Here is a 14,962-nt window from a genome sequence, read left to right on the forward strand (position 1 = left end):
TTCCTTGCTTAGCGTCGGTATAGACATCGGCGGCACGAAAGTTGCCGCTGGTGTCGTGGATGAAAATGGCCAGATCGTTCGGCGTATCCAGTGCCCGACTCCTTCTCGTAGTCCGGAGGCCGTCGAGGACGCGATCGTCGAATCAGTTCGCGAGTTGTCTTACGACCTCCCGATTTGCGCGGTCGGTATCGGGGCTGCGGGGTGGATAGACACCGAGCAGGCGCTCGTGCGATTTTCCCCGCACCTGGCATGGCGTAACGAGCCGCTGCGGGATCGTCTTTCCGAGCGCATCACCGTCCCCGTTCTCGTCGACAATGACGCCAACGCAGCCGCCTGGGCCGAGTTCCGGTTCGGAGCTGGCAAGGGATCGCGTGTCATGGTGTGTCTCACCCTGGGAACCGGCATCGGTGGGGCGCTGGTCATCAATGGGCGGATGTTCCGTGGTCGTTATGGCATGGCCGGTGAATTCGGCCATATGACGGTTGTTCCAGACGGTCACTGGTGCCCGTGCGGCAACCGTGGCTGCTGGGAGCAGTACGCGTCCGGAAACTCTCTCGTGAGGGATGCTCGCGCCCTCCTGGCGGAAGGAGCTCCCGGGGTCCAGGATCTGTTGTCCTATGTCACCGATCGTGATCCTGATAACCTCGTCGGCCCTGATGTCACCCGCGCGGCCGTGGACGGCGACCGGTTGGCCATCGAACTCATTGCAGACATCGGTATCTGGCTGGGCCGTGGCATGGCCAACCTTGCCGCCGCCCTCGACCCTGATCTCTTCGTCGTTGGCGGGGGCGTCAGTACTGCCGGGGACCTGCTGCTCGAGCCCGCCCGCACGGTGTATGCCCGCACCCTCACCGGTCGAGGTTTCCGGCCCATGGCTGACATCCAGAAGGCTCATTTCGGCAACGACGCAGGGTTGATCGGTGCTGCCGATCTCGCCCGTCACTCCATCAATGAGCCTCCGGGCCTGGCGCGCGGTTTCTGGCCGCGCCGACGTACTGCCGTCCGCAAACCACGTCGCACACTGCGTCAAAGTCTCACTGAGACCCTTACCGGGCCCGTCGTCCGGGACAGATGAGCGGCTACAGCCGAGAATGATTGCCCCACGGGCCGGCGTCGTCGCGTTCCCGCCGGGTGATGGCCTGCCAGATGAGCAGAATCGCTCCGGCTCCTCCTGACGTCATCGCCAGAATGAGCGCTGTTCCGGGGATGTTGATCCCTCCCATCGACAGCAACACCGTGACGATGCAGATCGCCACCAGGATGAGTCCGACCTTTGTGACCGGGCTCGTCGGAGATGGTGATCCGACGGGTGATGGCTCATCAATCTCGTCGGGATCGGGTGCCGGCTCGAGGGGAATGGGAGCCGGGGCACGCCGTGCCGGTCGGTCATGGGGAGGAGGGCGACCCGGGGCGGTGACAACCTCTCCGAATTCGCGACCAATGAGCTCCTCGAATGCGGCATCGACATCGTTGTCGTCGCTGTCCATCATCCCTCCGCCCGTCAGGGAACTCGAGGTGCCGCTAGGCTTGGTCGCCGAGGAGGCCCCATGTGGTACGAGTTCTTCAAGTATGCGCTCTTCGGACCAGGAGTGCGAGCCCTGTGGCACCCCCGTGTCATCGGTGAGGAAAACATACCCGCCGAGGGTGGGGTGATCCTGGCCTGTAACCACATTGCGGCCCTGGACCCCATTATCGTGGCGTCCATGATTGATCGGAAACTCACCTATCCGGCCAAGAAGGAGCTTTTCGCCGGGGATCGTGGATTCTGGTCGAAGGTGGTCGCGTGGTTCCTGCGCGCGGTTGATCAGGTGCCGCTGGATCGCTCGGGTGGCCGCACCAGCGTCAACGCCATGGGGCCGGTGGAACGCCGACTCGCCGAGGGCGGCCTGGTCGGCATCTTCCCGGAAGGAACTCGCTCGCCTGATGGCCGACTCTATAAGGGTAAGACGGGTGTTGCCCGGATGACCCTGGGCTCGGGAGCTCCGGTCGTGCCGGTGGGTATCAGCGGTACCACGGTGAGGCGCAAGGTTCTCGGCATCCCGTTGCTGGAGCACCCGACCATCGTCTTCGGTAAGCCCATGCACTTCGACGTGCTGGCTGATCGCACCGAGGAGACTGCGGTACTGCGGTGGGTCACCGATGAGGTGATGGGAGCGATCAGCGATCTCACCGGCCAGGGATATGTCGACGTGTATGGCTTCCGGGTGAAGCACGGCAATCTCCGGGGCAAGGATGTCTCGAAGTTCGTCAAACCCCGACCAGGTGGAAAGCCCGTTCCGCCGCCCCGCGTGGCGAAGGCCTGATGGTATGAATTGGTTGCGTCGATCCCATGGCGAGGTGACAGGCCAACCGTTGCCCGCTCAACCAGTGATCGTTGCGGTTCATCTGCGTCGTCGCGGAGATCTGGTGACGGCCGAGCAGTGCCTGTCAGGAGCGAAACGCAAGGTCTACCGGATGTCCGGACGTCGGTCCAGGGGCGAGCAATGCCATGGCGAGGCACGAGAACACCTGTCTCAGGGTTGCGTCGTCGTCATGGCACCTGAGGGGGTGCACAGTTGGGCAGGGCAGATCCATCGGGTTGACGTCGAGGTTGCCCGGTTGGCGCTTGCTGCCGGGGCCCTCGTCGTGCCAGCTCAGGTCACCGACGGAGGGCTTGTCCTCGGTGATCCTGTCGACCTGTCTCGCCATGCCGCCACGCCGCACTCCCACGCGGTCCTGAGAGCGGCTGCCGACGACATCGCTCTGGCTCTGTGTGATCTCACGGGACTGACCTACCAGGACCATCCGGCGGTGAGGGGAGATCTTCGGCCGCGCCCACTCATCTGGATCTCACGTATGCGCAAGCTGAGGCGGGATCGCAAGAGGCGCCGTCAGGCCGAGGAGGAACAGTTGAGCCAGGAGAACGCCCGCGACGCCGAGGAGCTTGCCCGCGAGGAGGAGAAGGCCCGACTGGCTGCTCAGCTTCAGGCCCGCAAGGCCTCGCTGGCTGATCGGTTGGCAGAACACGGCATTCACCCGGGCCGGTGAGAGCCGGGTCGAGCACGGGCCTGAGTGAGACCCTCACTGTGCGGAACGGAAGCAATGATGGCGGTGAGGGGAAGTAGACTCCCGGCCATGTCCCAGAGCGTTCCCAGTCTTGAGGCCCTTAACGCCCTGCCCCGGGTCCAGCAACCGAGTTACCCCGATCCCCAGGCGACTGGCGAGGTGATCGAACAGCTTCGCGCTCTGCCTCCACTGGTGTTCGCAGGGGAGTGCGATGACCTTCGCGCCCATCTGGCAGCGGTTGCCAATCGCGAGGCCTTCCTACTGCAAGGTGGCGACTGCGCGGAGACCTTCGCCGGCGTCAATGCCGCCAATATCAAAGGAAAACTCCGTGTGCTGCTGTCCATGGCAGTCGTCATGACCTATGCCGGTCAGCTCCCGGTGGTCAAGGTTGGCCGGATCGCCGGGCAGTACGCCAAGCCGCGCTCCAAGAACATCGAGACCCGACGCGGCCTCACGCTGCCCAGCTACCGGGGTGACGCCGTCAATGGGTTTGAGTTCACCCCGGATGCACGCGTGCACGATCCCAAACGTCTGGTCGGGGTGTACAACGCGTCAGCAGCGACCCTGAACCTGGTGCGGGCGTTTGCCACCGGTGGCTTCGCCGACCTGCGTGGCATCCATGCGTGGAATGCCGACTTCGTGCGTAACTCCAACGTCGAGGCCCGGTACGAGGCGTTGGCATCGGAGATTGAGCGGGCACTGGTCTTCATGATGGCCTGTGGAGTCGAGGACGATCAGCTCTCCACCGTCGACTTCTACGCCAGCCACGAGGCCCTGTTGCTCGACTACGAGCACGCCATGACGAGGATCGACTCACGCTCCCAGCTGCCCTACGACTGCTCGGGTCACCTGCTGTGGATCGGCGAGCGGACCCGTCAGCTCGACGGCGCCCATGTCGAGTTCCTGCGTCATGTACGCAACCCATTGGGGGTCAAGCTCGGCCCGACGACGACAGGGGAGGATGCCGTCGCCATCGCAGACTCTCTTGACTCGGACCACGAGCCCGGACGTCTCACCTTCATCACCCGGATGGGCAGCAAGGCAGTACGCACCAACCTGCCAAAGGTCATCGAGGCGGTCGAGGCCACCGGCCGCAAGGTGGTGTGGAGCTGTGACCCGATGCACGGCAACACCTTCGAGACCGACAACGGTTACAAGACGCGGTCGTTCGCTGATGTCTGCGACGAGGTCAATGGCTTCTTCGACGTCCACGAAGAGCTGGGCACCTGGCCAGGGGGCGTGCACATCGAGTTGACCGGTGACGACGTCACGGAGTGTCTGGGCGGCATCGACATGCTCGCCGAGGCTGACCTGGCAAATCGGTACGAAACTGCGTGCGACCCGCGTCTGAACCGAAACCAGTCCTTGGAACTGGCGTTCATGATTGCCGAGAGGCTGGCTGACGGTCGTCTCAAGCGCAATGCCGTCAGCCCGCTGGCGAGGTTCCGCGGCATCGATCTGTGATGAGTCAGGTGGGCGAGTTCAGCGGCGAATGTCGCTGAACTGGTTGCCGTCGGCTGGTGGCGGCGGAACACTAGAGACATGAGAATCACGCATCTGGGGCACTCCTGCATCCTCGTCGAAGCAGCCGGGCAGCGGATCCTCGTCGACCCTGGCAACTTCAGCCAGGCTTGGCACGGGCTGACCGGCCTGGACGCCATCCTCGTCACCCATCGACACCCCGATCACGTTGATCCTGATCACGTTGGTGCTCTGGTCGACGCCAACTCCGGGGCCGTCGTCCGTGCTGAGGAGGGTGCGTGCCACGAGGTCCCTGCCCTTGACGCCGATCCCATCTCTCCAGGTGACGTGTTGCAGCTCGGTGAGGTAAGGATCGAGGCTGTGGGTGGTCATCACGCGATCATCCATCGGGATCTCGAGCCGATCGGCAACGTCGGGTACCTCATCGGTGAGGGACTCGGCACGATCCTCTTCCATCCCGGTGACGAGCTGGACGAGACTCCGCGAGGAGTCGACGTCCTGGCTTGCCCAGCCCATGGTCCATGGGCGGCTATGAAGGAGACCCTCGACTTCGCAAGGTCTGTGGGGGCCCGTCATGGATTCCTCATCCATGACGGCTTGCTCAACGAGCGAGGCTGGCAGCTGTCCTTCGATCGTCACCAGGAGATGGTCCCGACCATCTTCCACGATCTACGCGGTGGCCACCCCTGGGAAGTTCCCGAGGACTGACTTTTAAAGGATTTAGAGCATTCGGTCCATGCCGAACCTCGGAGCCCAGGCCGGATTGACCTGGGACGCCGGAGGCTCGGTGTGGTGCTGAGGTGCACCGCGACGACGACGAGGCGGGCGGACGGCGAGGACCATGGCGGCCAGGATGGCGATACCGCCGATCGTGATACGACCGGTGAGGGTCTCGCCGCCGAGACCGATGGCGAAGATGGCTCCCCACAGCGGCTCGGTGCACATGATGACGGCGGCACGGGTGGACTCGACGCGGGCTTGGCCCCAACTCTGCATAAAGGTCGTCAGGGTGCCGCAGATGACGGCGAGGTAGGCCAGGGCGAGCCAATCCTCCATGTGGGTGGGAGCACTCAGGCCACCGGGCAAGGCCGCAATGGTACAGACGACGGCGACGGTGATGGTCTGGTAGAGGCCCAACGACGCGACATTGGACGGGTTGGCGAAACGTCCGGTCGCCACGATGTGGCCGGCGTAGGCCAGGGCGGACGCCAGGGTCAACAGCTGGCCGACACCACCGAACCCGCTCCCGATGGAGGACGGGTCAAGGGCCAGCACCCCCATACCGACGGTCGCCAGGGCAACAGCTCCCCACACGGCATTGGGCGCCTTCCTGCGGAAGATGACGGCTGCCAGCAGCGGGGTGAAGACGACGTACAGGCTGGCGATGAATCCGTTCGTCGCGGCCTCGGTGCTGCTCAGCCCGATGGACTGGAGCAGCTGTCCGGCAGCGAAGAGGACGCCGAGGATGGCTCCCTTGGTGATGGTGCGCATGTCCGTACGCCAAGCCTTGGGAAAGAGGATCCCGAAGGCGGCCGCAGCGAGGGCAAAGCGACAGGCGAGCAGGTTTTCCGGGCTCATGTGGGCGTAGACGCCCTTCATGACGACCAGGGTCGATCCCCAGAGAGCAGCCATGAGAAGAAGTGCGGGCACAGCAAGGCGCGAAGAACGAAAACCAACCACGAATCAGATGATACGCGGGAGAATCTTCGCTCTGCAACCCAAAATGACGTCAAATATTTTGTGAGACGGTGTGCACTCCGGATGATTCGTTGTGAACGGCTGTTCGCGCGACCGGATTTGCTCCTGGAAGGCCGCTCGCGGAGTACTGGGAGGACGCGAAGTGGAAGACCAGATATGCGCACAGCACCGCCACTAGGACGATGAAGACGGTCGCGATGACCCCACGACGACGGCGATGGACGGCATCCTGCGCCAATCGGGAGTGGAGGGTTGGCTGGTTTGTTGGTCGATGTGCAGGACGCGGTCGACCACGGTTGACGGGTGCGGCGGGCCGGCTTGGTCGGGGAGCGGGGTGCCGATCCATCGGTGACGATGGCGAATCCGGTGTCGAGACGGGAGTGTGCGGGGATACCGGTGTGGCGTTGCTGCGTGACCACGGTGGTACCGACGCCGTCCCGGGGTGAATCGGCTCACCACGACGGCGGGTGGAACGATCAGTGGATCCTTGGGGAGCATGTGCCACGGGATCGGTGATGACGACACTGGGCCGGGATGCGCGTGCCTGCAGGGCGGCCAGAGCCGGGTCGTCACTTCGCCCCGTCGAGAGGGCGTGGCGAACACGACGCATCAGGTCGAGAAGGGCTCGTCCATCGGAAGGACGCTTGGCTGGGTCGCGCGATGTGCATGCCCGCACCAAGCCGTCGAGGTAGCCCGGAATGAGCCAGGCGATGTCTCGCTCAGCACGGGTGCCATTGGCCAGGTACTGGGAGGGAGCGGGCACGTCCTTGTTGACGTGCGCCCATGCCACCTGAATGGGGGAGTCCCCGGTATGGGGTTTGTGGCCGGTGAGCATCTCGAAGAGCACGATACCGGCGGAGTAGATGTCCGAGCGCTCGTCGGAACTGCCTCGTGTCACCCTTTCAGGAGGAATGTAGGACACCGTCCCGATCAGCTGCCCGGAGGTCGCGGACATCGTCTGGTTGCCGACGGCACGTGCCAGACCGAAGTCAGCGACCTTGATCTGGCCGCGGTCCGAGATGAGGACGTTCTCGGGCTTGACGTCGCGATGCACCAGCCCGTCCTCATGGGCGCTGGCCAGGGCAGACACCACCGGCTCGAGGAGATCAAGGGCCCGCACCGGGGTGAGGGGCGCCTCCTGGGTGATGATGTGGCGCAAGGTGCACCCAGGCACGTATTCCATGACGATGAACGGGCGCTCCCCATCCATCCCCTGGTCGAAGACCGACACCACATGGGGGTTGACGAGCCGCGCTGCCGCTTTGGCCTCGGAGTCGAATCGTTCCGCAAGTTCCGCGTCGAGTCCCTCGTGCATGACCTTGACCGCGACGATGCGAGGAAGGCACAAATCCTGGGCTCGATAAACGGTTGCCATCCCGCCACGAGCGATTTTGGACACGATCTCGTAGCGACCCTCGAGGATGTGACCCACCAAGGGGTCAGTGCTCATGGTCATGCTCACGATTACGCCTCACGCACGGTCGGGGAAGAAGGGGGTGCGGCCCACCTCGAAGTGTATGCGCAGTCCCCATGAGGGAATTGGAGGGTGACCCGGCGAGTCCTTAGGCTGAACTTATGACTGTCGCGCATTGGCTTCGTTCCCGCCGCTGGTCTGTCTGGCTCGTCGCTCTGCTGTCTGCCGTAGTCATGGGCTGTTCTGCCCCCTCCAGTCCAGCTTCGAGTTCCACGCCAACCTCTTCGCGGGCGACCATCTCGGCGACCGCACGGCCCTCTGACGGCCTTCCCACCATCAGGGAGGACCAGCTCCCATCGGAAGCTCAGCACACCCTTAATCTCATCAATGCCGGCGGACCGTTCCCATTCCGACGTGACGGCATCGTCTATCACAACAACAGCGGGGCGTTGCCCCATCACGAGGATGGGTGGTATCACGAGTACACCGTCGTCACCCCGGGAGTCAGCGGTCGCGGCCCGCGTCGCATCGTCTGTGGCTCTGACGCGGCATGCTTCTGGACCGCCGACCACTACTCAACGTTCCGGAGGATCGTCCGATGACAACCGAGAATGACGTCCAGGCAGGTCCACAGGCCGGAGGCCCCGTTGGGTCCGGGATCGTACTCGTCGACCCGGCAAGTGCTTCTGATCCATCCGAGGTCGCACGAGTATGGCGCAACGCGGGATGGCGAATCTTCCACATGGCCGGAGGGGCAGACCTTGATGCCGTCCTGACGGGCTTCGGGAACACCCTGTCCTTTCCGAATTGGTACGGCCACAACCTTGACGCGTTGCGTGACTGCCTGGCTGATGTCGAGGGCGACACCGCCGTGTTGTGGACGGGCTGGCAGCCCTTCCAGCGCGACAATCCCCAGGACTGGGGACGGTTGGTCGACGTCATCGGGCAGCGTCTCGACGAGGACGAGCTCGACGGCTTCGCCCTCCTGCTGAGCTGAGACAGTTACCTCAGAAGCGACGCTCGACGCACTGGCGTGCCAGCTCGCGCAGAGCGGTCCTACCTGCCTCGGCCATCTCAGCGCCATCCAGTGCTGCCACAGCGCGTCGGTGGCACTCGTCGATGGTGGACTCGACGGCATCCTTGGCCCCGCTGCTCTCAATGATGTGGCGGGCCGTGGCGACGTCGGAGTCGTCGAGGTCGGGGCGACCGAGGAATCCTTCCAATCGGGCGGCGTCCTTGGCGTCAGCCTGGTCGAGGGCATGGGCGACGAGTACTGTGCGCTTGCCTTCTCGCAGATCGTCCCCGGCCGGCTTGCCGGTGAGCACGGCGTCACCAAAGATGCCGAGCAGGTCATCGCGGTACTGGAAGGCCCGCCCGATGGGGGAGCCGAAATCGGCCATCGTCTGCTGGAGGCGATCTGAACCTCCTGCCAGGGCCACCCCGATCTGGCAAGGACGCACCACGGTGTAAGAGGCACACTTGTACTCCACGACCCGGCCGACGAGATCAAGGGCTGACTCGGAGTCCGACCCTGCCATTCCTGACTGGGAGGTGACGTCGAGGACCTGGCCGCAGGTGACCTCGGTGCGCATGGCGTCCAGGAGAGGCGTGGCGGCAGCGAGCTTGCTGGCCTCCAGGGAAGCAGAGGTGAACATCTGGGCTGACCACATCAGCAGCAGGTCACCGAGCAGGATGGCGATGTCGAACCCGAATTGCTCGGAGGGGCCGTCACCCTTGGCCTCGGCATGAGCAGCCTCGAAGCGACGATGAACCGACGGGAGACCGCGCCGGGTGTCGGAGTGGTCCATGAGGTCGTCATGCACCAGGGCCGACACGTGCAGCAGCTCGAGGCTGGCGGCGGCCTGCAGCAGCCCGCTCGGTTCCGCGGGCTGTCCTGCGGCAGCCACATGGCCCCAGTAGCAGAAGGCGGGACGAAGCCTCTTGCCGCCACCGGTGTAGTCGCGGGCAGCGTCAAGGACAGGGGACAGCTCGGCACCGATCGCGTCGACAACCCCCTTCTCGCCATCGAGGAAGGTGGCGATCCTCGCACCCACAGACTCTCGGAAATCGGCGCTGACCGGAGCGGACGGGTCAAAGGGGAACATGAAGCCAGCATAGGGCGGTCTGATGGCTGCAGACGAGTCCGCAGGCTGGACAGGAGGCTCATCGGATGGACGCGCCGCCTAGCCTGACGCCATGCAGACCCAGAAGCCGACCATTGCCGACCTGCTGGCCGCGGGGGATCGCCCCCTACACTCGTTCGAGTTCATGCCGCCGCGCAGCGAGGACGATGTCTATCGGCTCTGGAGTGCCACCGACGCTCTCGTCCCGATGGCTCCTGACTTCATCTCGGTGACCTATGGGGCAAACGGGTCACGACGTGATCGCACCCTCCGCTGCACCCAGCACATGGTCTCGACGGGGTTGCGAACCGTCGGTCACCTCACCTGTGTCGTCCAGTCGGTGTCCGACCTCGAGCAGATGGTCGCTGACTATGCCGAGTCGGGGGTCAACCACATCCTTGCCGTCCGAGGAGACATGCCCGGTGGGGCCGGGCAGCCCTGGGTCGCCCATCCCGAGGGTCTGCCCAACGCCACCGAGCTCGTCCGGCTCGTCAAGCGGGTTCACCCCGAGGCATGCGTGGGAGTCGGGGCCTTCCCGGACGGTCATCCGGAGTCCGCCGACATCGACCTCGACGCGCGCATCCTTGTCGACAAGGCCGAGGCGGGGGCATCCTTCGCCATCACCCAGCTGTTCTTCCTCCCCTCCCACTACCAGCGACTCGTGGATCGGGTGCGCGCAATGGGCTGTGACATCCCGATCATCCCGGGAATCATGCCGATCACCTCGTACGGCCAAATCCGTCGATTCGCCGAATTGTCCGGCACCGACGTCCCGGCCGAGCTAGTGGCCAGGATCGAGGCCGTCAAGGAGGACAAGGCAGCCGTGCGGCGCATTGGTCTGGAGGCCGCCGTCGACATGTGCTGTGAGCTCCTCGACAGCGGCGCTCCCGGTCTGCACTACTACACGCTTAACAGGTCTCGTGCGACCACAGAGCTTCGGACCATGCTCGCCCGGCGTCGGCCGCAGCTGGCTGGTCTGCCTGCAGATTTCGAGGCGACTCCGGCCGCCTGAGCCCGACGACTGCCAGACGCTGGGTCGGACGGGTGAGGGCGACATAGAGCACCCGGACGCCGCTCGTGGGGTTCCCCGTCTCGGAGACGATGCGTTCCGGATCGACGACGACTGCGCCGTCATACTCGAGTCCCTTGGCCTGCATCGTCGTCACCGGGATGATGCGCGGATCCGTGGCGAGGTCGCCAGCCTGGTCGACCAGGCTCGCCGGGCAGACCAGACCAATCGTCCCGTCAACCTCCTGAAGCATCTCGTCGAGCTGGGAGCGCGCTTCGGCCCACAGGGCATCGGTACGCACCACGGTTGGCTGCACCCCCACCGAGCGCACCGCCTGAGGAAGGTCGGCATCGGGCTGGACGGTGACGACGACCTCCGCGGCAAGGTCGAAGACCTCCGCCGGGGATCGGTAGTTCTTCGTCAGCGTGAAGGTTCGTGAGGGAGCATTGCCCACCAGTTCGTCGAGGGCAGACCGGGTCTGCTCCGGGTGGGGGAAGGCCGACTGGGCCGGATCCCCGACGATCGTCCAGGAGGCTTGCGGGCCACGTCGCCCAATCATTCGCCACTGCATCGGCGAGATGTCCTGGGCCTCGTCGACGAGGACGTGGGCGTAGGTGTCTCGCGGCTCGTCCTCATCGATCTGACGAGCATCATGGAGGCGGTCGCTCAGGGTGACGAGCTCCTCGGCGTCCCCGCCCTCGATGAAGACTGGGTCCTCCGCATCAGGCTCGGGCGGAACTGGACCCAGCAGAGCGGCCAGTTCATCCAGCAGGGCCATGTCTGCCACCGACCAGTCACGGCGTCCACGCCGGTCCACCTCGGTGGGGATGGAGTTGACGACGAGCTGACAGGTCTCGTCATCCCAGTCCGGAGCGACCGCCTTGACGACCGCCGGGTCAGCCAGCCGGGCCAGGACGTCCGTGGCCGACAGGGTCGGCCACCAGGCATTGAGGAACATTCGCCAGGACGCCTGGGAGGAGACCAGGTCGTCGAATTGCTCCTTGCTCAGGTCATGGGCGGAGCTGACGTCTTCAGGAAGGATGTTCCACAGCTGATCCTTGAGCGAGGCCTCAACAGCTTCGCGACCGTCGTTGTATCGGTTGCGTTTGAGGATGTGATGGCGGGTGGCGGCCAGGGCGTGAGAACCCAGGGTGAGCACCTCACCCTTGACTGTGACTCGAAGGCGCATCGGATCCGGTTCGGCCGACATCGGTAGGTCGATCAGCCGGGTGAGCACATCGACCATGTCAAGGCTGCCCTTGATGTTGGCCGTGCGGGGCTCGTCGAGGCGATCGGAGGAGAACCTCAGGATGTCAGAGGGTACCTGGCCGACGGAGCGGAGGGTGACGGAGTCCTCGCCGAGACTGGGGAGCACCCGCTCGATGTAACTCATGAAGACCGAGGACGGTCCGATGACGAGTACCCCGCCGTTCTCCAGCCGGGCTCGATGGGAGTACAGCAGGAAGGCGGCACGATGCAGGGCGACGACCGTCTTGCCGGTTCCAGGCCCGCCCATGATCGTCGTCACGCCCTGGTAAGGGGCGCGAATGGCCTCATCCTGTTCTGCCTGGATGGTCGAGACGATGGAGTGCATCTGGGTGTCGCGAGCCCGTGAGAGGGCGGCCATCAGGGCTCCCTCCCCGACGATCGGCAGGTCGGCCTGCGAGGTGGAGTCCAGTAGGTCGTCTTCGATGCCAAGGACCTTGTCGTCCCGGCAGCGCAGCACACGACGACGGATCACACCCATCGGATCGGACGGGGTGGCGCGATAAAAGGGCTCGGCGGCGCGGGCGCGCCAGTCGATGACGAGGGGCTCGTAATCAGCGTCACGCACGCCGATACGCCCAATGTGACGCACCTCGTCATCGTCAGCGAGGTCAAGTCGACCGAAGACCAAACCCTCGTGTTCGGCATCGAGGATTGCCAACCTCTTGGCCGCGTTGTATGAGAAGGCATCGCGTTCGAACATCGCCGTACCGTCCTCTTCGCGGACCCAACTGGTGCGATCGGAGCGGTACATGTCCTGGCCAGCCGTGGCCAGCATGCGAGCCTTGTTCTCGTCGATCTCCAGTTGAGCGCGGACCCGGTCGACATGGGCCTGTTCCTTGGCGATCTCAGCTTTCACAACGCGAGGATCAGTGGTCGAAGTGCCGTGTTCGGTCAAAGTCGTCCTTCACGAGAGTCTGCCTCGGACTCGGTGTCGCGGGGCTAACGGGCAAGTTTACGCGCGGAGGCCCCATTGGTGGAACCACGCCCTCGCCGCGGACGACCCGCCGCACCGATGGCCTTGTTGGTGGGGCGAATGTCCTCTCCGGTGAGACGTTCGTGGGTGAGATAGGCCGCCAGAGCCCCGGTCAACAGTTGCGCCCAGGGTTCCGGGCCGCCATGGGAGGCGGGGGAGGCGGGCAGGGTTGGAACTGATCCGTGCAGACTCCATGCCATGGGGGGACGATCCCGCCACGCCGACCACACAGTGCCCATACCAGGGTCGGCGACCGGGTGGGTGTGGTCGTGGCGGATCCGGTGCGTCTGGGTGCCGTCCCACCAGGTCCATGTCTCGACGAGTCCCTCGGGCCGCCATTCCATCCTGTGATCCATGTTGTCGTGAGCGGGCCGCTCGTCATTGGTGGTGACGGTGACGGTGGGGGATGACCAGGGACGAGGTGCGCGACGCCACCAGGAACGGCGAGGGGGTGGGGGGATGGTGTCGATGATGGCATCCGGGGTCGGTGTCGGGGCCGGATCGATTTTCACTCCGCGTCTGATCAGCCTCTGGTCGAGGAGGTCCAACAAGGGCTGAAGGTCGGTGGGACCCTGGGGGCCGACGAGATTCCAGCATCCGAAGACGCGCATGACGGCGAGCTGGGTCTCATCTGCGGACAGTTCGGCAAGAGGCGAGCACAGATCGACATGGATGGGCTCCGGGAGAGGGGTGGGTCTTGAGGTCACTGCGTCCTCGACTCCGTTGCGACGGCGAGCTTGCCAGACGTCATCGGCGTGGTCGAGGACCTCACGCCATTTGTTCGCCATGCACTCGCCGTAACGGTCCCGGACGGTGTGGATCTGCGCCCCCCGTTCCGTCGGCATCATCACCGTCTCATCTCCTGCCAGGACGTGGCGATCAGGTTCTTCGACCAGATCGATGCCGATCCCAGCCAGTTCTGCCTCCATCGCGCGTCCGGATTTTGCGAAGAGGTCCCGCCATGCGGAGGGCAACTCCAGGGTGGCGCCAATCTCGGGCGCCAATGGACGTTCGGCGTCAGCTCGCCACCGCGGTGAGGAGGTGACGACGGTGACGTCGTGTCCGACCCGGGCCAATCTCAAGGCGGCGGCCAGAGCCACGAGTCCGTCCCCGGGGATGTGAACCGTTCCCATGTGCTTGTGCCTCCTGTGGTTGTGGGGTCGAAATACCGGTCGCAGGTATCGTGCCAGAGGTGAACACGGATCTTCCTGTCGTCGCTGTCCATGGAATCACCAGTTCGCCAACCACCTGGGGCGGGTTGGTGCTGGCATTCAATGTCGAGAGAGTTCCCGTCCATCAGTTGTCTCTGCTGGGCCATGGGCCCATCGATACTCGTCGGGGAGTGGGAACTGACTATCCTCTCGAGGCCTTCGCGACCGACATCATCGAGCAGATGGATGCCCGCAAGATCGAAAGGTGTGCCCTGGTTGGCCACTCCTTGGGGGCCTTGGTGGCGTCAATGGTTGCCCAACGTCAGCCTGAACGATTCGATCGCGTGCTGCTGGAGGACATGCCGGTGCTGCGACGGGTTCGACAGGATCCTCCGCCCATGAGGAGATACGTAGACACTCTGATCATGGAGGTGGCGGCTCTGGCTGGCCGCAAGAGGTTCGATCCCAAGATGGTGTGGAAGGTCAGCCGCGAATTACTCAAACCCAATCCGCAGTGGTGGAACGGATGTGCCCGAATGGCGATGCCGGTTCTCATCATCGGGGGAGGGAAGTCGTCATACCTGCGTCAGGACAGGCTGCGGGACGTGGCGAAGGCTCTACCGGATGCCCGATTGACCACCATTGAGGGAGGTCACCGCACCCACATCACCAAGGGGGACGAGTTCTGCGACGTCGCAGTTCCCTTCCTCACTAACGGTCGACACATCAATCGAAGGTACAACGGAGTTCAGGACATGTGAGCCTTGAGCGAACTACACGCAACCCTCTTGTTGAGTC

At 64.4% G+C, this 14,962-nt stretch carries 15 protein-coding genes; 9 read left to right on the plus strand and 6 right to left on the minus strand.

Going from position 1 to position 14,962, the window contains the following annotated elements:
• The first annotated feature begins 4 nt into the window (after positions 1–4).
• Positions 5–1,075 (plus strand): ROK family glucokinase, encoded by a 1,071-nt coding sequence (locus tag AC6I1W_RS06495; protein WP_036975861.1) that lies wholly within the window; start codon positions 5–7, stop codon positions 1,073–1,075.
• A 4-nt stretch (positions 1,076–1,079) separates the two neighbouring features.
• Here AC6I1W_RS06495 and AC6I1W_RS06500 read toward each other — a convergent pair whose 3' ends face one another.
• On the minus strand, positions 1,080–1,487 hold the full coding sequence (locus AC6I1W_RS06500; RefSeq protein ID WP_016667287.1) for a hypothetical protein: 408 nt from the start codon (positions 1,485–1,487) through the stop codon (positions 1,080–1,082).
• A 60-nt stretch (positions 1,488–1,547) separates the two neighbouring features.
• On the opposite strand from AC6I1W_RS06500, the gene AC6I1W_RS06505 reads away from it, so the two are divergent.
• The 4 genes from AC6I1W_RS06505 (at position 1,548) to AC6I1W_RS06520 (ending at position 5,235) form a co-directional block, all read left to right on the plus strand.
• Positions 1,548–2,303, plus strand: coding sequence for a lysophospholipid acyltransferase family protein (locus AC6I1W_RS06505; protein ID WP_016667288.1), 756 nt, complete (start codon positions 1,548–1,550; stop codon positions 2,301–2,303).
• 151 nt (positions 2,304–2,454) lie between these two features.
• The gene (locus AC6I1W_RS06510) at positions 2,455–3,027 is read left to right on the plus strand and encodes a 1-acyl-sn-glycerol-3-phosphate acyltransferase (RefSeq protein WP_171023513.1); all 573 of its coding nucleotides are present in this window, start codon (positions 2,455–2,457) and stop codon (positions 3,025–3,027) included.
• 63 nt (positions 3,028–3,090) lie between these two features.
• Positions 3,091–4,509 (plus strand): class II 3-deoxy-7-phosphoheptulonate synthase, encoded by a 1,419-nt coding sequence (locus tag AC6I1W_RS06515; protein ID WP_171023512.1) that lies wholly within the window; start codon positions 3,091–3,093, stop codon positions 4,507–4,509.
• A gap of 78 nt (positions 4,510–4,587) precedes the next feature.
• The gene (locus AC6I1W_RS06520) at positions 4,588–5,235 is read left to right on the plus strand and encodes an MBL fold metallo-hydrolase (protein ID WP_016667291.1); all 648 of its coding nucleotides are present in this window, start codon (positions 4,588–4,590) and stop codon (positions 5,233–5,235) included.
• A gap of 12 nt (positions 5,236–5,247) precedes the next feature.
• Here AC6I1W_RS06520 and AC6I1W_RS06525 read toward each other — a convergent pair whose 3' ends face one another.
• Together AC6I1W_RS06525 and AC6I1W_RS06530 are read right to left on the minus strand one after the other, a co-directional pair.
• A complete protein-coding gene (locus AC6I1W_RS06525) occupies positions 5,248–6,207 on the minus strand; it encodes a DMT family transporter (protein ID WP_261795789.1) in 960 nt (319 codons plus the stop codon).
• Positions 6,208–6,256: 49 nt separating this feature from the next.
• Positions 6,257–7,681 (minus strand): protein kinase domain-containing protein, encoded by a 1,425-nt coding sequence (locus tag AC6I1W_RS06530; protein WP_117189302.1) that lies wholly within the window; start codon positions 7,679–7,681, stop codon positions 6,257–6,259.
• 119 nt (positions 7,682–7,800) lie between these two features.
• Here AC6I1W_RS06530 and AC6I1W_RS06535 point away from each other — a divergent pair, with 119 nt between their 5' ends.
• Positions 7,801–8,241 carry a guanyl-specific ribonuclease gene (locus tag AC6I1W_RS06535; protein ID WP_333490116.1) on the plus strand — a complete coding sequence of 147 codons (441 nt, stop codon included), beginning with the start codon at positions 7,801–7,803 and terminating at the stop codon, positions 8,239–8,241.
• Entirely contained in the window at positions 8,238–8,636 is a 399-nt protein-coding gene (locus AC6I1W_RS06540; protein ID WP_069101636.1) for a barstar family protein, read from the plus strand. The genes AC6I1W_RS06535 and AC6I1W_RS06540 overlap by 4 nt, the downstream gene beginning before the upstream one ends.
• Positions 8,637–8,646: 10 nt before the next feature.
• Here the strand turns inward: AC6I1W_RS06540 and AC6I1W_RS06545 are convergent, their stop codons facing one another.
• Positions 8,647–9,744 (minus strand): polyprenyl synthetase family protein, encoded by a 1,098-nt coding sequence (locus tag AC6I1W_RS06545; protein ID WP_117189301.1) that lies wholly within the window; start codon positions 9,742–9,744, stop codon positions 8,647–8,649.
• Positions 9,745–9,835: 91 nt separating this feature from the next.
• On the opposite strand from AC6I1W_RS06545, the gene metF reads away from it, so the two are divergent.
• The gene (metF, locus tag AC6I1W_RS06550) at positions 9,836–10,774 is read left to right on the plus strand and encodes a methylenetetrahydrofolate reductase [NAD(P)H] (RefSeq protein ID WP_016667297.1); all 939 of its coding nucleotides are present in this window, start codon (positions 9,836–9,838) and stop codon (positions 10,772–10,774) included.
• Here metF and AC6I1W_RS06555 read toward each other — a convergent pair.
• Both AC6I1W_RS06555 and AC6I1W_RS06560 read right to left on the minus strand, forming a co-directional pair.
• Entirely contained in the window at positions 10,671–12,896 is a 2,226-nt protein-coding gene (locus tag AC6I1W_RS06555) for a HelD family protein (RefSeq protein ID WP_171048579.1), read from the minus strand. The genes metF and AC6I1W_RS06555 overlap by 104 nt on opposite strands.
• A gap of 83 nt (positions 12,897–12,979) precedes the next feature.
• Complete coding sequence (locus AC6I1W_RS06560) at positions 12,980–14,146, minus strand: carotenoid dehydrogenase (RefSeq protein WP_117189299.1); 1,167 nt, start codon at positions 14,144–14,146, stop codon at positions 12,980–12,982.
• 50 nt (positions 14,147–14,196) lie between these two features.
• Between AC6I1W_RS06560 and AC6I1W_RS06565 the strand changes: the two genes are divergently transcribed.
• Positions 14,197–14,925 carry an alpha/beta fold hydrolase gene (locus AC6I1W_RS06565; protein ID WP_117189298.1) on the plus strand — a complete coding sequence of 243 codons (729 nt, stop codon included), beginning with the start codon at positions 14,197–14,199 and terminating at the stop codon, positions 14,923–14,925.
• Positions 14,926–14,962: the final 37 nt, after the last annotated feature.

It is taken from the genome of Cutibacterium sp. KB22876 (genome assembly GCF_059728865.1).